This is a genomic window from Candidatus Chordibacter forsetii (assembly GCF_964187505.1).
GTDB classification, from domain to species: Bacteria; Verrucomicrobiota; Verrucomicrobiia; order Opitutales; family Seribacteraceae; genus Chordibacter; species Chordibacter forsetii.
The window spans coordinates 1-24,679 of record NZ_CAXLML010000074.1; the positions used below are offsets into that span (position 1 = coordinate 1).

The window sequence follows — 24,679 nt, forward strand, 5'->3', positions numbered from 1 at the left end:
AGTAAGAATACAAAGCTGACAAGTGCCAGGGTTATAACCAAAGCAAACCCCTTGCTTTTTAAGCCTACAATTGGCCGGTTATTTTGATCGGGTAAATCTTGATTCATTCCTAACCCTTAAACTGATCCAAGGTACAAGTCGCGGGCAACTTAAATCCGCTTTCTTGTTTTCAGGAAGGCCAGAAAGACTTATCCCTAACCACCTTGGCTACCTTCGATAAGCCAGTTCTCAAAGCTAACGTGAAGGGATGGCCAGAATCTCGGCTTCAGATGGCCAGTATTTTTCTATATCTTCCAGGGGTGGGATCTCTCTTGGTCGTACCACGCGAAAACCAACAAACAGGGCATCGGTATGATACCATACACTTTTGGGAATTTGAGGGTCCTGTTGTTTCCATGATTCATCCGAAGCCATACGGGCAGCGGAACGATGGTTTTGGGGGCCATCATCCCAAGAACCGCCCTTGACCACTCTAGGGTAAAGCGAGGTGGGTACTACCATTGGGTTTACCCTTTTATTGGCAGGTGATGTTGAGGGAGGTGGGGCAAATTGATCAAGGGTCCATTCCCAAACATTTCCATGCATATCAAAAAGACCATAGCCATTGGCAGGCTTTTTCCCAACTGATTGGTACTGAAAGAAACTATTTTTTAGGTGCCATGAATGATTAGGCAGTGATTCGGGATCATCACCAAAGTTGTATGCAGTGTTACTCCCTGCCTTACAGGCGTACTCCCACTCAGCTTCGGTGGGCAAACGATAAAACCTGCCGGTTCGGGCACTCAGCCACATACAATACATTTTAGCGGATAATTGAGTCATGCAGATTGCGGGAAATCCGCTTTTGCCCATTCCAAAAGTCATATCAGTGTAGGGAGCGGTCGGCTTGGTAACCGCATCAGTCAGTGCATCTGCCTTGGTTTCCTCCATTTTTTTGTAAGCCCGGTTATCCCGGTCGATATTGAGCATCCACAACTCGTAAAGATCCCAAGTGAGCTCATACTTACCCATCCAAAAGTCAGAAACTTCGACTTGGTGGGCGGGCCACTCATCCTCACCGCGAGAAGAATCATCCAACGAACTACCCATGGTAAATTCTCCACCCTCGATTGGAACCAATTCAAAAGCTAGGTCGGAGGTGGATATCTCCTCCTCGTACTCGGAAAATTCATCCGTAACCGGGCCCTCAGAAAAACCAAGTTCCTGATACAAATCTTTGGGCATCGTCCCCAAGATGGTGAGCGACTTCTTCTTCGGAGCCAAGGTGACTTCCTCGGGCCAATCCGCACCTTCATCAATCCACCGGCGTAATGTATATAAATCACCTGAGGAAAGTGGATCCGCAGGGGCTGGGGGCATGAACATTTCATCATCCATGGGAAGAGTGCAAAGAACATATAAATCGCTCTCGAGGGCATTACCCGGACTAATCACATAATCAGTGGCAAATGCATAAGCCTTAGTATCTAGTCTCAAGTCCGCTTTTACCTTTCCCTCGTAGTGGCAAGCCACACAATTAAGTTCCAAAATAGGCTGTACATGCTCAACAAATGAAATGGTTTTGGGTAGACGCTTACGCGGTTCTAATACGATTTCTTCGGGCCATTCTGCTCCATCCACAATCCACTGTTTAAGAACGGCTTTTTCGGCATCAGTCAAAGGATAGTCTTTTTCCTCGTTTTTAATGGGAGGCATAATTAATTCATCGTCCAAGGGTAGGGTGGTTGTCCAATAAAGCGAACTCGCCTCTGGATCCCCAGGCACCAAAACATCATCCCCGGCAAGAGTAGCGGCTTTTGTGTCTAATCGCACATCGCCCTTGGCGTTGTCTTCGCGGTGACAACTCACACAGTTGTGTTCGAGGATAGGTTGTACATCGCGGGTAAAATCAATCTCGGAAGAATTTCCTTGAACCCAAGGTGAGGCGAGGATTGCCCCAAGTACGAATTTGCAAGTAAGTTTGAATAGCTTCATAAATACAAAGGTAAATATCCTTTCTAAGAGATATTTGTTAATAATCTCAATCTTTTATCATCCTTTCTCTAAAATTCCAATAACCTAAAAATGATTAAATTACTCCGACTGTGGCTAACATTGAGTTATGTGCTTGTTGGATTTGGAGACGAGAAGAGTACACAGAAAGCACGCTTTTCTAAAAAAATCATGGGCACTGAGGTTCTAATTATCGTAGATGCACCCATGACAGATGCTCTCAAAAAGGCAACAGACTCAGCCTTTCGTGAAGGGATTCGTCTAAATATGCTTTTCAGCGACTATGAAGCCAACAGCGAACTATCTCTGTTTTCGCAAAGTTCAGAAGGTGGTAGATCTGTAAAATTATCTGAAGAGCTCTTTAAGGTTTTAGATTATGGACAAGAACTTTCGCGAATGAGCGATGGAGCATTTGATGTAACTTTAGGCCCGCTCACTCGTTTGTGGAGAATTGCCCGCTTTCGACAAAAATTACCAAAGGTGGGTAAGCTTCGTGAAACTCGGCAACGAACCGGCTATCAAAAATTAGTTTTAAACAGATTGAATACTTCTGGAAATCTTCTTGTTTCAGGGATGGTTCTAGACTTAGGTGGTATTGCCAAAGGGTATGTTGCAGACCGCATGCTTGATGTAATGAAAACTCAGGGCTTTGCAAAATGTTTAATCGATGCTGGTGGAGACTTGACCATTGGCGATGCCCCGAAAGCATCTAAGGGATGGCGGGTAGAAATTGGAGGAAGGTCTCATCCGGAACTTCCAGTGCTTGAATTATCAAATTGTGCGGTGGCCACCTCGGGCGATCTTGAGCAAAACTTAGAAATCGGAGGAACACGCTATTCTCACTTACTTAATCCAAAGACTGGGGTTGGCTTAGAGGGAAGTGCTCAAGTTACTGTAGTGGCTCCAACTGGCATGATTGCTGACTCCATAGCATCGACCTGCTTAGTTTTGGGAATTCATAAAGCAACCATGTTCCTTTCACAAACGAGTGTGTCCAAGATGTACTATCTTACCGAGAGCAATTCATCCATCAAAGTTCATCAATACTTGCCACCCCTTTAAGCCTTTTATCTTGTCAGGTCGCTAATTTCTGACATGGTTTAGCTCTTATCCCCTTATTTTCATTATGTCTAAGATATGTGCAATCACAGGTAAGCGCCCTAAAGTAGGCGGTCGTATAATCCATAAAGGTGTTAGTAAGAAAGCTGGCGGTATCGGCTTGCAGTTGGTCAAAAACAACAAACGTACTTTTAGGCCTAATCTACAACGTATCCGTGTTAAACTTCCCAGTGGTCAAGTTAAGCGTCAATGGGTATCAGTTAAAGCAATTAAGGCTGGAAAAATCCAAAAAGCCTAACACTTTTGATTGGCCCGTCCGGATCGGGCTTTATTTCTACATCTAAATGATTCCGGAAATACGCTTTTGGAACCCCTATCTTTCGGTATATGAATCCGAAAAAATCTACGGGGAAAAATGGTTACGTTTTTCTTACGAAAACATTTTGGGAAGAATTGGATTGTGGGGAATGGTTAAAAGACCTTGGTTCTCCAAGTGGTATGGAAAGAAAATGGATACCCCTGAAAGCCGTTCCAAAATTTGTCCTTTCATCACAAAATACGAGCTTAACACAGACGAGTTTTTAGAGAACACCGACAGCTACAAAAGCTTTAATGAATTTTTTTTCCGAAAATTAAAACCTCAAGCTCGACCAGTTCACCCGTCCCAAACTTCAGTGGTCTTCCCTGCAGATGGTAGGCATTTAGTCCTGCCAGACTTATCAAAAGTTTCCCAAGTGTATGCCAAAGGACAGGAGTTTGATCTTACTAGATTACTCGGTTCCGAAAACTTGGTAAATACCTTTAGAGAAGGATCCATGGTTATTAGTCGCCTATGCCCTGTGGACTACCATCGATTTCACTTTTCACTTCCTGGCAAAGTGAGTAATAACAGATTAATCAACGGTAATCTATTCTCCGTAAATCCAATCGCTCTTAGAAAGAGAATCTCAATTTTTTGGGAAAACAAAAGATACCTCTCAATTGTGGAAAACGAACAGGTAGGAAAAGTGGTTCAACTTCTAATCGGAGCAACTTGTGTGGGATCTGTTCACATCACCGCAGATGAAAATTCATTTGTCGAAAAAGGAGATGAATTTGGATATTTTTCTTTTGGCGGTTCTTGCGTCATGACTATCTTTCCTAAGAATCGAATAAATTTCCGTGAGGAACTTCTGGAACAATCAGCCAAAGGTTATGAAACTTACTTTAGGTTCGGAGAAGCCATGGGGCATATCGCATAATTGCTGATAATTAAATTGGCTCTTTACTTCCCTGGTTAAAGGTTAGTACTAAATTCATCTCTTAATGAAAGAAACGATTCCTCCATTAACGCGAACAAAAGGCTTTACGGTCATCGAATTGCTCGTAGCAGTCTCGGTAACTGCTCTTCTGTCCGGTATGCTTCTTTTAATTTCTACCCAAGTTCTCGAGACTCAGTCAAAGTCAACATCCACAATCGAAACGAATCAAATTGCGCAATTTGTACTCGATCAGGTTCAAGAAGATCTTCAATGCGCCCTCTACAGGAATGATGGAAATGTGTGGATGACTGTATCTTTACTTAACGATAATGAAAACAGCGGTTCATGGGTAAATCCGGCCATTAGTAGTAATGCTAAAAGCCCGATTGATTCTCTTCGAATAGTTGGTTCAGACTGGCCAAGTGAAGAATTAACAGATTCAGAGATTGATGCACTTGGACAAGGTCCTTTTTTAGAATCCCGTTTTGGTGTTGCGGGTTGTTGGTTACGTTTTTTCTCTCAATCTCCAGAATTAGACCCAAATGCAAAAAACCATGGCTCTGCACGTGCTATCGGTTATCAAATTATTCGATACGGACTGACTGGCTCTCCATCATCTAGAGCAAAATATCAACTATTTAGATCTGATGTATCCGCAAGAAACACCTTTGAAGCTGGCTACAATCTCCACCCTGATGGCGGTTACGATTCATCAGCATCCTTGACCTCTCTTGATCCTAGCGATTTAGGCACTCCGCGAATTCCTTCCTCCATAACTAATCCTATTGTAACAGACGGGACTGATTATTCACCAACATCTTTTTCTCTAGCCTCTAACATTATAGATTTTGGAATCAGGGCCTACCATTTAGAAAAAAATAGTTTCGGTACGGGAAATTTGGTTCAGATTTTTCCTCCCATTGATATAAGTTCCCCAGGAAATCTACTTGCAGAAGAATTTATGGCTACATCCTACAAAGCTTATCAAACTCTAAACAATAAAACCTTCTACCTATTCCCAGATGTTGTAGATGTTATGGTTAGGGTTCTATCCATGGAAGGTGCTAGGTTGGTGGAAGCTTTTGAAAATGGTTCCGTTCCAAGTACAGATAATCTCAATTGGTGGTCAATCGCTGAAAAACATTCAGAAGTTTACATTCGTAGAATAAAAATTTACGGAAGCGGAATATAAATCTTATATAAAGCCTCTTTGCTTTCTGTATTTTAAGGGCGTTATTTTCATTTGTCTTCTAAATAATTGAGTGAAAGAACTCTGGTCGTAAAAGCCGTTCTCACCAGCAATAATAGATAATTTCTTACTGGATGAAAGTAAATCATCACAAGCAGCCTCAATTCGTGTTCTCGTTATGAATTGCATAGGAGCAGTGCCGAACAACTCGACAAATCCACGGTGCAGTTTTCGATGAGGAATCCCAGATACCTCCACTAGGTCGCTAATTGAAATTTCACCACGAAAATTATTTCGAATATGATTAACTGCACGGCCAATTTCGTCGTCTCTTTCCCATTTCAATTCTTTATTCTCCCCATCACCGTATGGACGAACAGTTCCCATCAATCCAATAACATCCGCACGATCATTAAAAATCGGATACTTATTAGTTAGATACCAGTCAGGTAAACCTTGGCTATTGAAAACCAATTCCAAAATATTTAACTTCGGTTTTCTCGATTCAAAAATATCTCGGTCATCCCTCCTAAAATGCTCCGCTAATCGGGCAGGAAATAAATCAAAATCAGTTTTTCCAAACAATTCTTGCTGAGATAAACCCAATCTAGGTAAAAAACCTTCATTGACCATCACTAGTCGGTGTTCCCGGTCTTTAATAAAAAAGCTTACTCCGGGCAAATCATCAAAAAGACCAGATACACAAAGAGAGTTACATTGATTTTTTTCAAACCATTCGGTTATGTGACGAATAGATTTTGATGAATTATTAAATTTCTCATGACCCATAAATTTAGATAATTACCAAACAATATTTTTGGCAAGGATTTTATAATGCCAAGAATTGAGTGTTTATGCATCATCTATGCATTCTTCACTTTTTTTATTTTTTAAGCTTTTACCTGATATTAAATCTAATGAAATTCAGATTCCTTGCACGACATGCATATCGAGCATAAAAATAATGAATCATCATTGTTGATTGAAAAAATGCGCAAGAAACAATGCGGAGCTTTGAACTCCCTAAAAATATTTCAAATCTTTATTCTAGCCCAAGTTTTTTAAGTTTTGGGCGAATAACAAAGGAGCAATAACCTTGTTCTGGATTTTTAGCATAATAATCTTGGTGATAATCCTCAGCTGGATAGAATTTAGGAGCAGAAACAATTTCGGTAACAACCGCATCAACAAGCTTAGCTGTTAGTTTTTCTTTCCATAATTCTGCCTCTTTTTTTTGCTTCTCATTGTAAAACATAATTGTCGAACGATATTGAGTACCTACATCCGCACCTTGCCTGTTAAGAGTCGTTGGATCATGTGCATTTCCGAAAATTTCTAAAATTTGAGTAAATGAAATTTTTGATGGGTCGAAATGAATTTTTATGACCTCAGCATGTCCAGTTTTCCCGGTACAGATATCTTTGTAAGTAGGGTTTTCAGTCTGCCCACCGGCATATCCAGAGATTACGGATATAATCCCATCAATCTGTTCAAATACCGCCTCGGTACACCAAAAACATCCGCCTCCAATTAAAGCAAACTGGTTTTTTGAGTCTACGGTTTCTGGATGGACATCATTCACAATCTCAACCTTATCTACCTTTGCAAATAAACCCAAGCCAACAGCAGAGAATAGCCAGACTTTAATAAATACTCGGTATATAAAAGTTTTCATTTATTTGTAATCCATTCATGCCCCCGTTGAAGTAATAATTTATCGGCTGCCAAAGGACCCCATGATCCAGCAGCATATTCCTCTAACCCATGGTTGCCCATAGATTGCCAGTAATCGAGAACGGGCGTTAGTAACCCCCACGAGTTTTCTGCTTCATCGCCCCGGATAAAAAGCGTTCCGTCTCCAGCCAAAGCATCAAGAATTAGACGTTCATATGCTTCAGGTGTATTTGAGCCAAAAGTCGTTTCATAGCCAAAAGACAGATTGACTGGTTGAAGCTTAGTCTCAAGACCTGGAGTCTTCGAATTTAAACTTAAACCTACTCCTTCATTTGGTTGAATACGAATCGTCAGAAGGTTGGGAGAAAGAGGTTGCCTTGAGTCATGGCCAAAAAGAATGGCGGGAGGACGAGTGAACTGAACCACGATTTCACTTACTTTACGAGCTAGTCGCTTGCCTGATCTTATGTAAAAAGGCACTCCTTTCCAGCGCCAGTTATCCAATTGCAAACAGAGCCCTGCGTAAGTTTCAGTGTAAGAAGTAGAGGAGACACCATTTTCATTTTGGTAACCAATCGCCTTTTCGCCACCAACTAGTCCTTCTGTATAAACTCCACGAACAACCTCTGCATGGGGGTCGTTTAATTTCAATGGCTTAATTGCCTGCAATGCCTTGACTTTTTCGTCCCGTATAGCTTCAGGATCCAAGGACGATGGTGGTTCCATAGTGGTCAGGGCGAGCAATTGCATGACATGATTTTGAATCATATCTCGCATTGCTCCGCTACGATCATAGTAACCAGCACGAGAACCAACCCCAAGGTCTTCTGATACGGTAATTTGAACAGAGGACACATAATTTCGATTCCATACGGGCTCAAAAATGCTATTAGCAAATCTTTGAACCAATAAACTTTGTACGGTTTCTTTACCTAAATAGTGGTCAATTCGAAAGACCTGTGACTCTGAAAACCTACGATTTATCATTTGGTTGAGTTCGCGAGCACTATTCAGATCTCTACCAAATGGCTTTTCTATGATAACCTTAGAAGCAGAAGGGGTATTTTTATGCAATCTAGCCAAGCCACTGTTGCCCAAATTCTCAAGAATTGGTAAAAATCCTGACGGGGGAGTTGATAGATAAAACATACACTGAATCGGTCCACCAACCATCTCCTCAATCTTTTCAATTTTAAGCTTCAATTCCTCAAAGCTTGATGGATCATCATAGGCTCCAGTATGAAAAGAAACACCAGGCTCCAACTTATCCCAAATATCTTTATTTACAGGTCTCCGGGAATAAGCAGACAAGGATTTTTTAAGCCCAGACCGAAAGTCATCATCGGAAACATGTTTGCGCCCATAACCAATTAAAAAAAAGTTCTCAGGCAGTAAATGGTCTAAAGATAAATTGAACAGTGCTGGAACAAGTTTGCGAGCAGTAAGATCGCCCGATGCACCAAAAATTACCATAACAGTTGGAGGAATGCTCCTTTTTCCAGAATTTTTCATAAAACTTTCTATAATATAAAGAGTAGAGTATTATGGAAAGAGGGAAACGTTTTCGTGGTGAAATAACTTATTATGTGACTCTGCCAAGTCAATTTCGACGACATCAAATCGATAAGTGTTATACCTGTCCTTATTTTGATTTAGAAAATCCAAACAGCCTCGTAATAAGGTATTTTTTTTTTGATAATTAATTGAATAATATCCGCTATTCAAAGAACTTGCGGATCGTGCCCGCACTTCCACAAACACCAAGCATTCGCCGTCCAGGCAAACAAGATCAATTTCACGACGAGCGTCTTGAGGACTACGCCAATTTTTTTTCAAAACGGACAATTTTTTACGCTTCAAATATCTTCGAGCCAGCCACTCCCCATACCAACCGCGTGTTTGATTGTTTCTAAGCGGCAAAGAACCACCTAAAAACCAAATAAGCTCACACAATGTTCTAGAGAGTCCAGCTATTTTCAACGCCATTCATGCTTGGGGTAACGTCCGGCTAATTCCTTACGCACCATAGGGTATGCACCATCCCAAAAACTTGGCAGATCTGTCGTTCTTTGAACGGGGCGCCGGTTAGGAGCAAGAATTTCAATAACCAGTGGATGTTTTCCAAAAACGATCCTAGGGTGTATTTTTACTTCATATAAATCTTGCAATATAGCCCGAATCACAACTTCTCCTTGATCAGAATAATCAATAGGGTAGGTACGATTTTTTGTACCCAAATTAATTTTTTCAGGAACGGCTTCATCCAAAAGTTCGTTCTCTTCTTTAGAGAAACAATTTCGTAAAGGATCGTATACATCTAAATTCCGAATCTCACGCCAGGTAGATCCTGATTCACACAATTGCTCAAAAAAAAGAACCTTTAGACCATCGTCAAATTCCTTAATTCCCAGTTCAGGAAAATGTCGGGCAAGAAAGCTCTGCCGTTCTAACAACTTATCCACTCTTACATCCCATTTTTTTAATTTTAAATCTCCCAACAACAAGGCATTGGCATAGGCTTTGGTTTTTTCTTCCTTACTTACATCCTCAGACTCACGAATTGAAAGAATTAGGTTTTGCCAAGACTCGACTTCTTTTTTTACCACTTTTCGAGTGTTTAAATCCAAGTAAACTTCTGTGGTCACATTTTTTTTCGGCCCAATAAACTTCCTTATCCAATCCTCATTCAGTCCTGTTGCCCACTCCATCTCAAGAACCAAAGAACCTCTAATTTTTTTCTCAACTACCCGTAGTGGTAAAATGAAATGCTCACTTCCAAGAACCGATCTCTTGCTTAAATGGAGTCGACGCCCCTGAGCATCCTCGTAAATTCGCCTGCCTGCACTTACAAGACGAGCGATAGCTCTAGGGAAACAGGATATTAGAATTTGGGATAACTCATCAAAGCTTGGAATTTCCAATTTGTATTCAAGCCCAAGCATATTACAAAGCGAATGTGCCAGAAGTTCAGAATCTTTACACCTTCCGGCATGAATTCCCAGTTTTCTACAATCTTCAACTGAAAACTTTCTTCTAGATGCCTCTTCAAAAGCCAGAAGTAAACAATATGCATCGGATCTTGGATTAGGCATAGGATAAAAATCACTTAGCACTTCGGATTGTACAGGAGGTCGTTCCTCAAGCATTGCCAAAAGTAAGGCAATCACTGGGGCCAAATTCTTTTCTTTTGCTTTAAGTAAAGCATGCGACCAATTGGGGTGAACTGGTAATCGACTCATTCGAGTTCCGTGCTCAGTCAAATTATTCTGATCGGTAAGTGCACCAAGGTCTTTTAACTTAGTCTTCGCATCGTTTAGGGCGGACTGAGCAACTGAATCAAACAAATCTAGTTGCTCGAGATCGAGATCAAACCTTAAAAGATTTAAATAAATTTGACTTAAATCTATTCTATTAATTTCTGGAAGATCAAATTCGACACGCTTTTCATGCTCTGTATGACTCCATAATCTAAGACAATAACCGGGACCCAGCCTTCCAGCTCGACCAGCTCGTTGATCGGCAGAGCTTTTGCTAATTGGCTCGGATAATAAAGCGTTTATTCCACGATTCTGATCGTAACGCATTTTTTTAGCTTTTCCTGTATCAATAACAATCCTTACCCCCTCAATCGTTAAGGATGTCTCTGCAATATTTGTACTGACGATAATCTTCCTTTTTTTACTGGGAGCCAATGCCATATCTTGCTTCTCGCTAGACAGGTCACCAAATAGGGACCTTATTTCGAGCCCGCTCGACCAAGAACTTGTTATGATTGCACTTACCGTTTTAGAAATTTCATAAGCTCCATCCATGAAAATCAAAATATCGCCATCCATTTTGCTCAACAGCCTAGGCAAAAGGTCAACCAACGACTTCCAAGGGGGCAATTCCTTCTTCACCACTTGGTATTCGACTTCGACCGGATAGGAGCGATCTTTTAACTCCAAGCACCCAGATTGAGGTATAAATTCGTTCAATGCGGAAAGGTTTAAAGTAGCGGAGGTTACTATAATACGAAGGTCTGGCTTTGATGATTTCCATAATTGTAAGGCTAATCCCAAGCACAGATCAATCTGAGCGCTTCTCTCATGAAATTCGTCAAGAATGAGAACTTCAAATTCATTTAATTTTTCTTCGCCTAACAGCTTGGCCAAAGCAATACCATCGGTTACATAAACGATTTGAGTTGTTGAACAGTATTTTTTGTCAAAGCGAACTTGATAACCAACTTCTTTACCTATTGACCAGCCCACCATACGGGCAACTTGACCTGCAAGTACCCGTGCAGCTATTCTTCGTGGCTGAACAACCAGAATTTTGCCAGTAGCCAAGCCAGATTTCGACAGTAAATAAGGAAGTGCAATGGATTTACCCGACCCAGTTGGTGATTTCAGAATAACATGGGAATTAGTTTCCCATTTTTGCTTAAATTTTTCAAATTCTTGAAAAACAGGTAATTCACTGAACGCATCCACAGAAAAACGCTCTACGAGTTTTGAATTTTTTCAACCCCAAAGAAAAGGGTCAAAAAAGGCTCTTGTATTGTTCTAACATTCTTCGAGCCACCCCATCTCCTTTTTGTGCGGCTACGGATAGCCACTGCTTAGCATCCTTTGGATTTTTTTCTGTTCCTTTTCCCGATAATTTCATCAAACCAACTAAACGAGCTGCTTCTGGATAACCTCCCTTGGCCAGGGGCAATAGCATAGAATAGGCCTTTTCATAATTCTTAGGCCTTCCAATTCCAGTGTAATACTTTCTAGCTTCATGCAAAATTTTCTCATCTTCACTACTCGTCATATTAGAAAAATTTGAAGTGGTAGTTTGAAGAACTTTATTAGAAATCGTCCCTGGCTTAAGGTCCATTTTTTCTAAATAAGCCCGAGCAAGTTTATGACCCTGCTTATCAGCCTTGTTTAGCAAACGAACGCCTTGACTAAGATTTTTAGGCAAGCCTTCTTCACCTTCAGCCAACAGCATCCCTAAGACATACTGGGCTTCGACAAAGTTTTGCTTCTCTGCAACCTGCAACCACTGGGCAGCCTTGCTAGGATCTTGAGGTACTCCATCTCCGTTATAATAAGCCATACCAAGATTAAATCTTGCAGTCAAAGATTTGGCTCGAACAGCTTTTGAGAGAAGATCAACCCCTTTTTCAGGATTTCTATCCAACAGACCAGGCAAACCCTTCAAATAAAGAGCTCCTATGGTAGCCTGTGCCTGAGGGTAACCTGCATCAGCGGACTTTTGAAAGAGGTCTAAAGCTCGGGGTACATTAGTGGGAAGAACTTGAAAATCAATCTCCCCCATACAGTACATAGCAACGGCGTCTCCATCTGATGCTCTTCTTTGAAGAAGCAGGGCTGCATCTTGATAAAGCCTGGTTGCCTCAGAAAAATCTCCTTTTAACATAGCAAGGTTAGCTAAATTATAAGACCCGAAAGGATGCCCTTTTTTTAAAGCTGCTTCGGACCATTGTCTAGACGCATCCACATTTACCAAGCAACCCGCTTCACCGGACCTCAAATAAATCCCCAGAAGTCCCATATGATAAGGAGATCCATCTTTTGCTTTGGCCACTACTTGTCCATATGAAAGGGATGAATCCCAGATATCTTTTGCCCAGCTGGCAGAGCTCAGATACAAGAATAAGGAAAATAGGAATATAAAGGTGCTTTTAGGATCCATCTTTATACATGATTAAGTCTTAGGAACATATGTTCCAAGCTTGAAAGACTTCCCACAATGGGAAAGATAAGGTAAAAATGCCTGCTTGTTCTTACAGACTACTAATTTTGCTTATTTTTTTCATTCATCATTTAGAACAGAAAATATTAGCAAATCCCACGAGTCTATCTGATTTGGAGCTTTCTAAAATCGTTGACCATCAGAATCGATTGTTCAAAGAGGGCAGTAGTTGGACCGAAAAAGAACTAACCAGGCAAGCTCAAGAGATTGTAAACCTTTATGAATCCTATCTTTTGGAAAATTCAAATAACACCAATGCCCTTATTTTGTTTGGTAAGTTCCTCAGAAAGACAGGGCAGAACGAAGATGCCCTGGCTCTTTTTTTAAGAGCCGATCAAGCGAACCCTAACATCGCCGTGGTTAAGCAAGAGTTAGGAAATTACTTGGTTGAAAATAATCAACCTATGGAAGCATTCCCATTTTTCTTAATGGCAACGCGACTAGACCCCAATGAACCTTTTTATCACTACAACCTAGGTAATTTTGTTTTTCTTTTTGAAGAACATTTAACCAAGTTAAATAAAGGTGAAAAGATGGGTCTTCTAATGCATGAAAGTTTTAAAGAAGCTGCACGATTGCAACCGGCCAACTTCGATTATCAATTAAGATATGCACAAAGCTTTTTTGACTTTAACTCTTCTAATAAGGACGACGCGTTGATCGCCTGGAACATTCTAATAAAAGAATTTGGCAAGAGAAGTGAGATTGAAATTGATTACTTAAAATTAGGAAAAGCTAGAGTTTTAATTGATTTAAAAAGACAGGATGAAGCCATCACCCTTTTAAACTCAGTTAAGTCTGCTAGCGTGATTAGGCAAAGGACGGATTTATTAAAAAAAGCTTTGATTAAAAAGAAATTACCACCTTCAGATGTCGATAAGCATAAATTTGATACGAAAGAAAACCAACACCCTCCAACATTAAAATCAGGTTACCTAAAAACTGTACCATTCGTCACTGATCCACTCCTTGAAAATATTAAACGAATTACAAAACAACTCCTTGAAGACCGTATGCTTGAAGATTTTAGGCGTGATGTAAGAATAGCAAAATTTCTTTCAAATGGAGAACTATCATTGGAAATGTCTTTTCGCAACCAAGGTTCAGACCATTCAATCGAACCTTAAGTTTTAACATTCGGAAGCAAATAACTCGTAATCTTGATCGATTCCAATAAAACAAGATTGCATGCGACTTATTGGAAGTTTTAACACGGAAAAGCACGCCCTTCGTTTTTGGAGTTATATCAAAAAACAGGGCATAGAATCGTCCCTTGAAAAAGCGGATTCCCCTAAAGAGGTAAACTGGGAAGTTTGGATAGCGGAAGAGGACCAAGTGGATTCGGCTTTTTCTTTTTTGAGCGAATTTCAAGCCGACCCAGAAGACCAAAAATATGAGGTTTCGTCCCAAATAGAAAAGGACGCAAAGACAAAAAATCCTTCCAGGAATCGTGGTTTCAGGGAATTTAACCTTCGAGATAAATGGCAGAGAACTGAGCGCTCAGCAGGTACCATGACCCTTTCGCTCATTATAACCTGCGTTGCGGTCTTTCTACTTTCAGGTATGGGTAAGAACACCGAACTAGTTGGCGGTTTCTTTATTTCAGAGAAGGTTGATGGTCAATTATCCGAATTTCTTAATGGAGAAATCTGGCGCGTATTTACTCCTATATTCCTTCATTTTAACTTTTTGCATATATTGTTTAACATGTTTTGGCTCCACGACCTTGGTGGACAAATCGAAAAAAGAAAAGGACCTAAGTTTTTCATTTCTTTCATACTCTTGATTGCATTGGTGTCCAACCTAACCCAGTTTACCCTTACCGGACCAGCCTTTGGCGGAATGTCTGGAGTCGTATATGGATTATTTGGATATGTCTGGGTGAAAACACGGTTAGACCCGGCAGACGGATTTAGGCTGGATCCGATGGTAGCCATGATTATGTTTGGCTTTTTTCTAATCTGTTTTACCGGTGTTTTTGGCGGTATTGCCAATTGGGCACATGCGGGTGGATTGGCGGTTGGTTTAGCGTGGGGGTATGGTTCTGCATACCGCTGGAACCAAGGACGTAAATAGCCCCTAGTCCATACCTTCCTTTACTATTTCATAAATGGCTAGTCCTGCCCGAAAATTAGGGAAAGCAGAACAGGACTTTACCCAATCGCCTCGATAAAACATTCTTCGTCCCAATCTTACCTTCATTCCTTCTGCTTGCAGACGAAAACAAAAATCTTCGAACTCTCGAATAGAAAAATGATTACTTAAGTGACTACTCTCCCATTGATGTGGGTAAACATCGTTACACACCCGTTTTCCATGCAACAGGAAATTCCAACGGTTTCTCCAGTAGCCATGGTTAACAAAACTTACCGCTACTTTACGTCCAACCCTAAGTGCTTGCTTGAGAATTCTGCCTGGTTCAGGCAAGGATTCGACCATACGAGAAAAAATTACCCAATCGAATGAGTTTTCATTGAACTTTGTCAAAGCCGATAAAATTTCTTCCTGATAAATAGGAACTTTCCGGGCTACACAGAAAGTGGAATTGTTTAATTCCCAATCAACGCCCAATCCTCGAACCTCTTTGGTTTCACGCAAATGCTCAAGAAGTAATCCTCTGCCACAACCCAAATCCAGTACTTTATCATGGGGAGTCACCCAATCATCGATCGCTCTAAAATCCGCTTCTTTTTTTACCTCATATCGATTTTTTAATTTTCTAAACCCATCAGCTTCAAGGTTCTCCGTTTTTGAAGAATCCTCGGTTTGAAGAAACACATCCAGTGCTCGAAGAAAGGGACCAGAGTCGATGAGAAAAGAATCGTGACCATGGGAATGATCAATCTCCAAGTAGGATGCGTCTTTTCCTGCTTGAAGTAAAGCATCCACAATCTGCTTGTTTTGCCTAGGTGTGTATAGCCAATCACTTGAAAAAGCGATGACCAGAGTGCGAGTCTTTACTTCAGAAACGGCCTTAGCCAAACCTTGATCACCCACTAAATCAAACCTGTCTAAAGCTTCGGTAAGTTTAAGGTAAGAATTGGCGTCAAATCGCTCGATAAACTTTTTACCCTGATAATCGAGGTAACCCTGAACACTAAATTCAAAATCTTCGCTAGGATTTAATCTTCGATCACCCCCAAATTTTTCCTCCATACCGATATCGGAAAGATATGTGATATGAGCCATCATTCTAGCTACCGATAAACCCTGGTCAGGGCTGGTATGTTCGTGATAATCCCCACCTTGCCAACCGTTATCACCTCGAATGGAACGACGACCTGCTTCGTTAAAAGCTATGGTTTGTACACTGTGCTGGGCAGTGGCCGCTATGATGATGGCATTTTTAGCAAACCCCGGATACTCCACAATCCATTGCAAGGCCTGCATTCCGCCCATGCTTCCACCAACCACCGCATGCAAAGCTCTTATCCCCAGATGATCAATCAACGCACGCTGTGCATGAATCATGTCTCGGATAGAAAGATCAGGGAAGGACGATCCGTAAGCTTCCCCACTCCCATCTGCTCGCATACTCGAAGGCCCAGTGGATCCCCTGCACCCACCAAGACAATTCGAAGAAACTACAAAGAAACGATTTGTATCAACTGGCTTTCCTGGCCCCACAACATGGTTCCACCAACCCGGCTTATCGTCTTCTTCACTGTAAATTCCTGCAACATGATGGTCGCCTGTTAAGGCATGGCAGATATAGACCGCATTGTCTTTTGCAGAATTAAGCTCTCCGTAGCACTCGTACCTTAATTCATAACCCTCTAAAAACTGACCATTGGAAAGCTCAAAGCGGTCCTCGCACACAAAAGATTCCTCATGAACCAAGCCAACTTCATTTGACTGGTTCGAAAAGTCAGTTTGATCAGAGTGGGGCATAGAATTGGGTTTGGCTAATGATTAACCCGCAAAGGCATGAAAAGAAGATATTACAAAGAAATCTTTTCGAGCAAAGGCTTGTCCATGTCATAATTTCCGTGAACCGCTTTAACATCTTCGAGTTCTTCCAACGCCTCGATCAAATTCATAACCTTACGTGCTGTATCTTCATCTTCTATTGGCACCAAAATATTGGGGAGGTAAGCTAATTCCGAGGAATCCGGCTCTATTCCTTTTTTCTCAAAAGCCTCAGCTAACCGATCAAAATCCGCAGTTTCACAAACTACCTCATAATGATCATCTTCCACCAAAACATCCTCCGCTTCGTTATCTAAAGCTAATTCAGTCAAATCATCTTCTGGCATTTTATCCAAGGCCAACAGGAACTGACCTTTCCTCTTAAAATTGAAAGCCAATGCACCCACTCCTGCCAAGTTTCCACCTCTCTTTGAAAAAGTACTCCTTACATCAGAAGCCGACCTATTTTTATTATCGGTGGTAACTTCGACAATCAAACCTACTCCTCCCGGTCCATATCCCTCGTAAAGCAGTTCTTCATAGATCACGCCGCCCAGTTCGCCCGCTCCTTTTTTAACAGCCCGATCAATGTTATCGGAAGGCATGTTAGCCTGCTTGGCTTTTAGGATAAGGGTACGAAGCCGGGGATTAAACTCTGCATCTTTGCCTCCGTCCCGAGTGGCCAAGGATATTTCTTTACTGATTACACTAAAGATTTTACCACGCTTGGCATCAATGGCAGCTTTGTGCCTCTTAGTGGTAGCCCATTTACTATGCCCAGACATGAATATTTAAATCGAACTAAAAGAGGGTAGGGGTTGTCAAGATTGCTTGTTATCCATTTTCCTCAAAGTTTCATATGCCTCAGTGATTTTGTCACGCTTTTCTTCGGCTGAAGTCCTTTTTTGTTCCGACATATTTTCCAGGCGTTTTGAAGTATAGTTGTTCATTCTTTCCTTATACCTGCTTTCCAAAAGTTTGAGATCAATCTTCCCTTTTGCCTTTAAGCCAAGCAGGTTTCGCAACTTTCTTTCTTCCTCGTCTGATTCCTCTTCATACTCAATGTCTTGGACTTCTCTTATTGATTTTCGATCAAAACTTTTTTCCCGACCTTTTTCGTCCTTTTCAGTCAAATTGGGTAAAGTTACATTTTTGGTCAAAAGCGTCTGTAAAATGGTCATAATGTTTTGCACAGTCCAGTAAAGAACAAGAGCAGATGAGAAAAAGTAAAGGAAAACCAAAAACATGAAGGGCATAAAGCGCATCATTTTTGCATTTATTCTTTGAGCCTCGCTCATTTCTGGTCCTAATTGCATTGGATTGAGCCTCATTTGATACCACTGCGTAAGAACCATGAAAATGGGTAATACATTTAAGGAAAATCCGTAAAGCATAGCTACACTATCCTGCTCGGATAAGTCCATCGCCCATAAAAATTCCTGACCGTACAATTCTGCCGCGGACCTCAACATCCAAAACATTCCAAGAAAAATAGGGATTTGTACAAGAATAGGCCAACAGCCAGCAAAAGGGTTAACCTTGTGCTCCTTGTAAAACTTCATCATTTCCTGATTGAGTTTCTGGGGACTACCCTTGTGTTTTTCTCGAAGCTTGGCCAGCGGTCCTTGTAAGGCCTGCATTTTCTTTTGTGAGCGAGTAGCTTGAGCAGTGAGGGGCCAAAGGATGAGCTTTACCAGTACCGTGAGTACTATTATGCCCAAACCATAACTACCAAGAATAGAACTTAATTTATTCAAGGCCCAACTAAAGGGCTCTGAAATCCACCAAAAGACCCCAAATTGCATGACTTTCTTCTGTTCGTGCGCGAGCTTGGAGAGTTCAATGTAATCTTTGGGACCAGCATATATATTGAAAGAGAATTCCTTGCTTTGCTTCGGCTTAAAAATTCCCAATGGGAAAGAAACTGCCCCGCTAATTCCGAGAATTTCATTTCCACTCTCGTCAGTAGAGGATTGTACGGATTCACCCCAAACTCGGAAGTCATTAAGTTCAGACTCTGGTCGTAAAAGATTCACGAAAAATTGATTGTTCACGCATGCCCATTTAGCCTTAGACAATCTCCTTGGTTCAATCTTTCCACTCGGTCCCATTTCATTTAACTGAAAGAATTCTTCTCTTTCACCATCGATTCTTCCGCTGCAAGTGGCACAGGAACAACCCTCAGGCAATGGAGCACCTTCATTATAATAGCCCACACTTAAATAAGTGGATGCCTGGTCAAAAGGATTGTACATACGGGGAATTTGAAAACTTGAGCCCAGATACATTCGTACTCGATCAATTACCATAGGAGAGTCTCTCAAACTACGAAAAACGGTTTTATGGATAAGACCATATCCATCTACCTCTGAGCGTTCATAAATTCGATCAATGCTCAGATTCCCAGGAGATTCCCAGCGATAGACCACCCGACTGGGAGAACTTTCTATCAAGCGAAAATCTCGAGGATTCGGCAATGCTTCTGATAAAAGAACTCCGGATTCATCTTCAAAAGCAATCCCTAAGAAAGGCTGTTCGGAATGATCTATATCATAAGCCTTATTCAATCTTTCCGATTGATGAAGCTGAACCGATCGGATTGCTCCAGTGTGATTGGAAAAGGTAATCGAAGAAAGATCTGTGCTTAATCCATCCGTTAGCTTCTCCTCCCCAAGTTGTACGACTGAAGCAAATTGAGTCGAGCCTTCGGAACTTACATTACGCGGTTCTAAGCCTGGGGCTATTGAATAAAGAGAAGAGTTAGCCTCAATAACTTCAACTCTTTGAGTTTGCTCATTTACTTCTTTATCTAAAAGACGGTCAGAGTATTCAATCTGTTCGGCTCCTTGTTGCCACATCAAATAAAAAGCAAGAACGAGAAATCCAGCTCCCAGTAAATAATTTTTCATAATCGGTTAGACGCTTTATTAAGAGCATCAATGAATAAGGTTTCTAAGTTAGTAAATGGCGTTTGAAAGATTGAGCGCCTTGGCAACACAACCAAGTGCATAGTAAATGGCAAATTGTGTTTATGTTTGCGGAACAATTCGCGAATTAGTCTTTTTGCCTGATTTCTGGCCACCGCGTTCCCCAATCGTTTGGTGGCAATAACTCCTAGCTTGGAAGGGCCACTAAAATTCTCATGGGCTTGGATCCAAAATGGGGCTTGCCTAATCGAAACGCCATTTGATTTGACCTGCAAGAACTCATAGGTTTTACGCAACCTTTCCTTGCGTGAAAGACCTCTGTTCACGCAGTTTAAGGATAGACCAGAAATGACTAACGAAACCGAGGAAGAACAGAGGCGGTTAATTTAGCCCTGCCCTTACGGCGACGATTTTGAAGCACCTTGCGTCCGGCACTCGTTTGATTGCGCTTGCGAAAGCCAAACTTTCGGGCTCTGCGCAGTTTAGATGGGTTGTAGGTAGGTTTCATGACAAAGAGCAAAAAGTAAAGTATGAGCGGATAATGTCAAACTTCTAGAGTCATGAAAATAAGACTAACAGATTCGACTTGCGAAAAAGAAAGTTTTAAACAGGATATGTGAGTTCGTCCCGTTCGTCTAGCCAGGTCAGGACACCGGGTTTTCATCCCGGCAACAGGGGTTCGAATCCCCTACGGGACGCCATTTAAAATTAGCGTCTTGTCCGATTCTCCAATTCCCCTAGGAATAACGGATGCCCAAACAATCACTGCCCATTCAACTACGCGGTGCCCGAGAAAATAATTTAAAAGGCATTAATTTGGATCTGTTGCCTGGTCAATTAACCGTGATCACGGGTCTAAGCGGAACAGGAAAATCGACTCTGCTTTTCGATGTTCTTCACGCAGAGGGACAAAGACGGTATGTGGAAACATTTAGTCCATATGTCAGGCAATTCATGGAATCTTTACCACGACCCAAAATTGACTCCATGGCAAATGCCCGTCCTTCCATTGCCGTGGAGCAAAAGAATACTGTAAAGAATTCCAGGTCAACCGTTGGTACGATGACTGAACTCTGCGACTATTTTAAAGTTTGGTTTCCGCAAGTTGCTCGTCTGCATGACCCCGATGACCTAGGAAAGCTCATTCAAGAAGAAACTCCTTCGACTCAGGCCAAGGCTTGTATAAGCCAGTTCAATAATCGTAACGTTGTTGTAGGCTTTTCCATAGAGCGGGGCAGTTTACCGACTACTGATTTTCTTCAGTTCCTAATTTCTGCAGGTCATGCACGAATATTATCACATAAAGATTACGCTCGCATAGAGGATCTTCTTCAAGAGGGGACCTGGGACCAAACTTCTGCATTTGTTGTCGTTGATCGAATTAAGATAAAACCTGGGAGTAAAAATCGAATGGCCGAAGCCATATCTCTTGCCCTCTCCCACGGAAAAGGCAGAGCTGAAGCGAGATCATCAACCGGAGAAATCTTGTCATCTTTTCATACTGGTCTGCGCTCTCGAGTTTCTGGAAAAAGCTATGCGAAGCTAGAACAAGGTTCATTTTCTTTTAATTCTCCCGCTGGGGCTTGCCCAAAATGCAAAGGCTTTGGACGGATAATTGAAATCAATCCAAATCTAGTTATTCCCGACAAAAGTCTTTCTTTATCTGAAGGTGCGATCAAGCCATTTCAAGGTAAAGTATACGGTCACTGCCTTGAAGACCTCATACTAGCAACAAAAGATCTTGATATTAATCCTCAATTGGCATGGAAAGATCTTTCTCAAGACAGCCAAGATTTTATTTGGAAAGGTGATCCCTTGTATGAAGAGGGGAATGAACGTTGGTATGGAGTTAACTCTTTTTTCAAATGGTTGGAAAAAAAGACCTATAAAATGCATGTTCGGGTGTTTCTATCCAAATATCGAGGGTACTTTAATTGTCCTGAATGTAAGGGCACAAGGTTTCAATATGAACCACAACTCTGGAAGTGGAAAGGTCGCTCTCTTCCAGAATTATATTCTTTACCGGTTTCCGAACTCCTTTCGCTAATGGAAACTCAGCCTATTAGTAATGAGCCAAAGACTGACTTACCCCTCGAGGCCATTTGTACGAGGCTTGGATACTTGAGAGATGTTGGCTTAGATTATTTAAGCCTCGATCGTACTTCCAGAAGCCTAAGTGGTGGAGAGACGCAAAGAATTAATCTTACTGCCTGCCTTGGTGCTGGTTTGACGGATACCCTTTTTGCTTTAGATGAGCCCACCATCGGTCTGCATCATAAAGATGTTGGCCGTTTGATTGGAATCCTTCGGGACTTGGCAGCCAGTGGAAATTGCGTATGCGTGGTTGAACACGATGATCAAGTGATTCAAGCAGCTGATCGGGTAATTGAAATTGGTCCTCAACCAGGAACAGCGGGGGGGCATATTACTTTTGAGGGTACGGTCCCCCAACTCTTGCGTTCCGCCAAATCTGAGACAGGAAAATGGCTCGCTAGGAAGTCAACCAAACACCCGCAAAGCCAAATTAAGTCAACCAAGGCGCCCACTAAATTTCTAAAGGTTAGGAAAGCAAATGTTCACAACTTAAAGAACTTTAGTGCCAATTTACCTCTTGGCCAATTTACATCAATCGCTGGTTTATCTGGCTCAGGCAAATCTACCCTTGTTCATGACCTAATTTATCAGGAACTTAGCCAAGGCTCACCCAATGGTTGGGTAACCAGTGACCTGCCTTTTTCTGAAGTGGTTATGATTGACCAAGGAACCGTTGCTCGTTCCTCCCGGTCAAACCCTGCACTTTACTCTGATGCCTGGGGACCAATCAAAGAAGCATTTGGTCGAACAGAGCAGGCAAGAATGTCTGGTTTTTCTGCATCTGACTTTTCTTTTAACTCGGGGCAAGGACGTTGCGATTCATGCATGGGCTTAGGTTATGAGAATGTGGAAATGCAATTCTTACCCGACCTTTCAATTCCTTGTTCTTTGTGTCAGGGCAAACGGTTTAAGGATGATCTCTTGGAAATTCAATTGGACGGATTAAATGTTGCCGATGCTTTAGAACTTACAATCGAGGATGCGTTACTCAGATTCGCTCATTTTCCAAAGACCCACAAAAAACTGTCCCTTCTTCATGAACTTGGATTGGGCTACCTTAAGATGGGCCAACCGCTTGGAACTCTTTCAGGTGGAGAATCGCAAAGATTGAAATTAGCCAAATATATGGGACCTCTTGGGAAAAAATCGGAGCCTGCAATTTTGCTGATCGATGAACCTACCACTGGCCTTCATCTCTCCGATGTTCAGCGTTTGATTGACTGCCTTAAAAAAACAGTGGCGGGGGGCAATTCACTATTTGTTATCGAACATAATCCCATGGTTCTTTGCCAATCTGATTGGATCGTAGAACTTGGACCAGGAGCAGGAAAACTAGGAGGTAAAATTATCGCTGAAGGGTCTCCTCGTTCGTTCCGCTCTCTAAATACTGCGACCAGTAGCTTATTCTCAGATTTAGAAAAACAACCTAAAGATAAACAAATTGACTATGGGCAATTTAAAAAAGGCAACTACCGCAGAAAAAAAGACTTAGAAATACTCGGGGCTCAAGAAAACAATCTCAAAAATATAAACCTACGAATTCCCTCAAACCAGTTTGTCGTAGTTACCGGACCTTCTGGATCTGGAAAATCATCCCTGGCCTTCCAAGTAATTTTTGCTGAAGGACAACGGCGATTCCTCGAGTCTATGTCATCCTATGCTCGACAATTTGTCGAACAAGTCGGAAAACCAAAAGTCGATCAAATCAACGGGATCTCTCCGACGGTAGCCATCGAACAAAGGGTTACTAGAGGTTCCAAAAAATCTACGGTTGGTTCCATTACAGAAATCGCTCAATACTTAAGACTTCTCTACGCTCGCCTAGGAGAACAACATAGCCCGCAAAGCGGAAAACCCTTGGTCTCCTCCACTCCTCAGGAAATTTCCCGAATCTTAGCGAAACGGATTCAAAAAATCAGCGGTGTTCGTCTGCTTGCCCCCCTCGTTGTGAATCGCAAGGGCCATCACAAACCGTTGGTTAACTGGGCAAGGGAGCAAGGGTTTATGGAAGTTCGTTGTGATGGAGATATTTTACCCACGCATTCCTTTGAGGGCCTTGACAGGTATCGATTGCACGACATTGAAGTGGTAATGAACCACTGGGTCAAGCCTCCCTCAAGGCCGGTTTTAAACGCTTCGATCGACTACGCTTTAAACATTGGCAAAGGGCGCTGCCTCCTCCTTTTTCCAGATGGTGAAATTTGTTGGTTTTCAACTCGTAAATCAGATCCTTCAACCGGGGAAGCTTATCCAGACCTTGAGCCTTCATTACTTTCCTGGAATTCTCCCCGCGGACAATGTACATCTTGTCATGGATATGGAAGAATTTACGACTGGATGAAAGAAGATCTTCCAGCTAACGGAGATTGGTGGAAACTGACCAATGGGGAAACCTGTCCTAGTTGTCTCGGAGAACGCTTAAATCCAAGTGGCCGAAATGTATTTTTACAAGATAAGAATAAAAGATCTCTTTCTTTACCAAAGCTACTTGCCCTTACCCCGGAGGAAATTTCTGGGTTCCTTCAAAACCTCCAAATTCAAAAAGAAAAATTACCAATTTTAGAAGCAATCTTACCCGAAGTTCTCGAGAGGTTATGCTTTATGGGTAATGTGGGTTTGGATTATTTGTCCCTTAACCGTGAAACATCTTCCCTATCCGGTGGAGAATCCCAAAGAATTCGCCTTGCTAGCCAATTGGGCTCGAACCTTTCCGGTGTCCTTTATGTTTTAGATGAGCCATCTATTGGCCTTCACCCCTCGGACAATCAGAAATTAATTGATTCTCTGCGCAAACTCCAAGCCAAGGGGAATTCACTACTTGTGGTCGAGCATGATTTGGAAACTAT

19 protein-coding genes and 1 tRNA gene are annotated in these 24,679 nt (G+C 41.8%); 8 read left to right on the plus strand and 12 right to left on the minus strand.

All coding sequences use genetic code 11. From position 1 onward, the window contains the following. Positions 1–234 precede the first annotated feature (234 nt). Positions 235–1,974 (minus strand): SUMF1/EgtB/PvdO family nonheme iron enzyme, encoded by a 1,740-nt coding sequence (locus ACKPQ4_RS03225; RefSeq protein ID WP_407679771.1) that lies wholly within the window; start codon positions 1,972–1,974, stop codon positions 235–237. Positions 1,975–2,064: 90 nt separating this feature from the next. Here ACKPQ4_RS03225 and ACKPQ4_RS03230 point away from each other — a divergent pair, with 90 nt between their 5' ends. From ACKPQ4_RS03230 to ACKPQ4_RS03245, 4 genes are all read left to right on the plus strand, one after another. Further along, positions 2,065–3,054, plus strand: coding sequence for an FAD:protein FMN transferase (locus ACKPQ4_RS03230; RefSeq protein WP_407679772.1), 990 nt, complete (start codon positions 2,065–2,067; stop codon positions 3,052–3,054). A 64-nt stretch (positions 3,055–3,118) separates the two neighbouring features. Next, positions 3,119–3,349, plus strand: coding sequence for a 50S ribosomal protein L28 (gene rpmB / locus ACKPQ4_RS03235; RefSeq protein ID WP_407679773.1), 231 nt, complete (start codon positions 3,119–3,121; stop codon positions 3,347–3,349). Positions 3,350–3,395: 46 nt separating this feature from the next. Next, positions 3,396–4,292 carry an archaetidylserine decarboxylase gene (gene asd / locus ACKPQ4_RS03240; protein WP_407679774.1) on the plus strand — a complete coding sequence of 299 codons (897 nt, stop codon included), beginning with the start codon at positions 3,396–3,398 and terminating at the stop codon, positions 4,290–4,292. Between the two features lie 64 nt (positions 4,293–4,356). Then, the gene (locus ACKPQ4_RS03245) at positions 4,357–5,484 is read left to right on the plus strand and encodes a PulJ/GspJ family protein (protein WP_407679775.1); all 1,128 of its coding nucleotides are present in this window, start codon (positions 4,357–4,359) and stop codon (positions 5,482–5,484) included. Between the two features lie 3 nt (positions 5,485–5,487). Here the strand turns inward: ACKPQ4_RS03245 and ACKPQ4_RS03250 are convergent, their stop codons facing one another. From ACKPQ4_RS03250 to ACKPQ4_RS03275, 6 genes are all read right to left on the minus strand, one after another. Then, positions 5,488–6,270 carry an AraC family transcriptional regulator gene (locus ACKPQ4_RS03250; RefSeq protein WP_407679776.1) on the minus strand — a complete coding sequence of 261 codons (783 nt, stop codon included), beginning with the start codon at positions 6,268–6,270 and terminating at the stop codon, positions 5,488–5,490. Positions 6,271–6,523: 253 nt separating this feature from the next. Next, complete coding sequence (msrA, locus tag ACKPQ4_RS03255; protein WP_407679777.1) at positions 6,524–7,156, minus strand: peptide-methionine (S)-S-oxide reductase MsrA; 633 nt, start codon at positions 7,154–7,156, stop codon at positions 6,524–6,526. Further along, positions 7,153–8,667: a glucose-6-phosphate dehydrogenase gene (gene zwf, locus ACKPQ4_RS03260; protein WP_407679778.1), complete on the minus strand. Its 1,515-nt coding sequence runs from the start codon at positions 8,665–8,667 to the stop codon at positions 7,153–7,155. The genes msrA and zwf overlap by 4 nt, the downstream gene beginning before the upstream one ends. 30 nt (positions 8,668–8,697) lie before the next feature. Beyond that, positions 8,698–9,141 carry a YraN family protein gene (locus ACKPQ4_RS03265; RefSeq protein ID WP_407679779.1) on the minus strand — a complete coding sequence of 148 codons (444 nt, stop codon included), beginning with the start codon at positions 9,139–9,141 and terminating at the stop codon, positions 8,698–8,700. After that, positions 9,132–11,630, minus strand: a complete 2,499-nt coding sequence (locus ACKPQ4_RS03270) for an ATP-dependent helicase C-terminal domain-containing protein (protein ID WP_407679780.1) — start codon at positions 11,628–11,630, stop codon at positions 9,132–9,134. Before ACKPQ4_RS03270 ends, ACKPQ4_RS03265 begins: the two co-directional genes overlap by 10 nt. Positions 11,631–11,679: 49 nt before the next feature. Further along, the gene (locus tag ACKPQ4_RS03275; RefSeq protein ID WP_407679781.1) at positions 11,680–12,801 is read right to left on the minus strand and encodes a tetratricopeptide repeat protein; all 1,122 of its coding nucleotides are present in this window, start codon (positions 12,799–12,801) and stop codon (positions 11,680–11,682) included. 335 nt (positions 12,802–13,136) lie between these two features. On the opposite strand from ACKPQ4_RS03275, the gene ACKPQ4_RS03280 reads away from it, so the two are divergent. Beyond that, a complete protein-coding gene (locus tag ACKPQ4_RS03280; RefSeq protein ID WP_407679782.1) occupies positions 13,137–14,030 on the plus strand; it encodes a tetratricopeptide repeat protein in 894 nt (297 codons plus the stop codon). A gap of 61 nt (positions 14,031–14,091) precedes the next feature. Further along, the gene (locus ACKPQ4_RS03285) at positions 14,092–14,979 is read left to right on the plus strand and encodes a rhomboid family intramembrane serine protease (protein ID WP_407679783.1); all 888 of its coding nucleotides are present in this window, start codon (positions 14,092–14,094) and stop codon (positions 14,977–14,979) included. A gap of 3 nt (positions 14,980–14,982) precedes the next feature. Here the strand turns inward: ACKPQ4_RS03285 and metX are convergent, their stop codons facing one another. Genes metX through rpmH form a run of 5 tightly spaced genes read right to left on the minus strand, consistent with a single transcriptional unit; the run spans position 14,983 to position 20,247 of the window. After that, complete coding sequence (metX, locus tag ACKPQ4_RS03290) at positions 14,983–16,794, minus strand: homoserine O-acetyltransferase MetX (protein ID WP_407679784.1); 1,812 nt, start codon at positions 16,792–16,794, stop codon at positions 14,983–14,985. A gap of 50 nt (positions 16,795–16,844) precedes the next feature. Beyond that, positions 16,845–17,597: a YebC/PmpR family DNA-binding transcriptional regulator gene (locus ACKPQ4_RS03295; RefSeq protein WP_407679785.1), complete on the minus strand. Its 753-nt coding sequence runs from the start codon at positions 17,595–17,597 to the stop codon at positions 16,845–16,847. Between the two features lie 36 nt (positions 17,598–17,633). Beyond that, entirely contained in the window at positions 17,634–19,721 is a 2,088-nt protein-coding gene (locus ACKPQ4_RS03300) for a YidC/Oxa1 family insertase periplasmic-domain containing protein (protein ID WP_407679786.1), read from the minus strand. Continuing rightward, positions 19,718–20,065, minus strand: a complete 348-nt coding sequence (gene rnpA / locus ACKPQ4_RS03305) for a ribonuclease P protein component (protein ID WP_407679787.1) — start codon at positions 20,063–20,065, stop codon at positions 19,718–19,720. Before rnpA ends, ACKPQ4_RS03300 begins: the two co-directional genes overlap by 4 nt. 26 nt (positions 20,066–20,091) lie before the next feature. Further along, positions 20,092–20,247 (minus strand): 50S ribosomal protein L34, encoded by a 156-nt coding sequence (rpmH, locus tag ACKPQ4_RS03310; RefSeq protein ID WP_407679788.1) that lies wholly within the window; start codon positions 20,245–20,247, stop codon positions 20,092–20,094. 116 nt (positions 20,248–20,363) lie between these two features. On the opposite strand from rpmH, the gene ACKPQ4_RS03315 reads away from it, so the two are divergent. Next, a tRNA-Glu gene (locus ACKPQ4_RS03315) sits at positions 20,364–20,440 on the plus strand. Between the two features lie 49 nt (positions 20,441–20,489). Next, a partial coding sequence (gene uvrA, locus ACKPQ4_RS03320) for an excinuclease ABC subunit UvrA (protein ID WP_407679789.1) occupies positions 20,490–24,679 on the plus strand: 4,190 nt, incomplete at its 3' end.

Coding starts and splice junctions, on each gene's coding strand:
- asd (WP_407679774.1), top strand. CDS start 3,396: ATGATTCCGGAAATACGCTTTTGGAACCCCTATCTTTCGGTATATGAA.
- ACKPQ4_RS03265 (WP_407679779.1), bottom strand. CDS start 9,141: ATGGCGTTGAAAATAGCTGGACTCTCTAGAACATTGTGTGAGCTTATT.
- ACKPQ4_RS03285 (WP_407679783.1), top strand. CDS start 14,092: ATGCGACTTATTGGAAGTTTTAACACGGAAAAGCACGCCCTTCGTTTT.
- ACKPQ4_RS03250 (WP_407679776.1), bottom strand. CDS start 6,270: ATGGGTCATGAGAAATTTAATAATTCATCAAAATCTATTCGTCACATA.
- ACKPQ4_RS03225 (WP_407679771.1), bottom strand. CDS start 1,974: ATGAAGCTATTCAAACTTACTTGCAAATTCGTACTTGGGGCAATCCTC.
- ACKPQ4_RS03295 (WP_407679785.1), bottom strand. CDS start 17,597: ATGTCTGGGCATAGTAAATGGGCTACCACTAAGAGGCACAAAGCTGCC.
- zwf (WP_407679778.1), bottom strand. CDS start 8,667: ATGAAAAATTCTGGAAAAAGGAGCATTCCTCCAACTGTTATGGTAATT.
- ACKPQ4_RS03245 (WP_407679775.1), top strand. CDS start 4,357: ATGAAAGAAACGATTCCTCCATTAACGCGAACAAAAGGCTTTACGGTC.
- msrA (WP_407679777.1), bottom strand. CDS start 7,156: ATGAAAACTTTTATATACCGAGTATTTATTAAAGTCTGGCTATTCTCT.
- rpmH (WP_407679788.1), bottom strand. CDS start 20,247: ATGAAACCTACCTACAACCCATCTAAACTGCGCAGAGCCCGAAAGTTT.
- ACKPQ4_RS03300 (WP_407679786.1), bottom strand. CDS start 19,721: ATGAAAAATTATTTACTGGGAGCTGGATTTCTCGTTCTTGCTTTTTAT.
- metX (WP_407679784.1), bottom strand. CDS start 16,794: ATGCCCCACTCTGATCAAACTGACTTTTCGAACCAGTCAAATGAAGTT.
- ACKPQ4_RS03230 (WP_407679772.1), top strand. CDS start 2,065: ATGATTAAATTACTCCGACTGTGGCTAACATTGAGTTATGTGCTTGTT.
- rpmB (WP_407679773.1), top strand. CDS start 3,119: ATGTCTAAGATATGTGCAATCACAGGTAAGCGCCCTAAAGTAGGCGGT.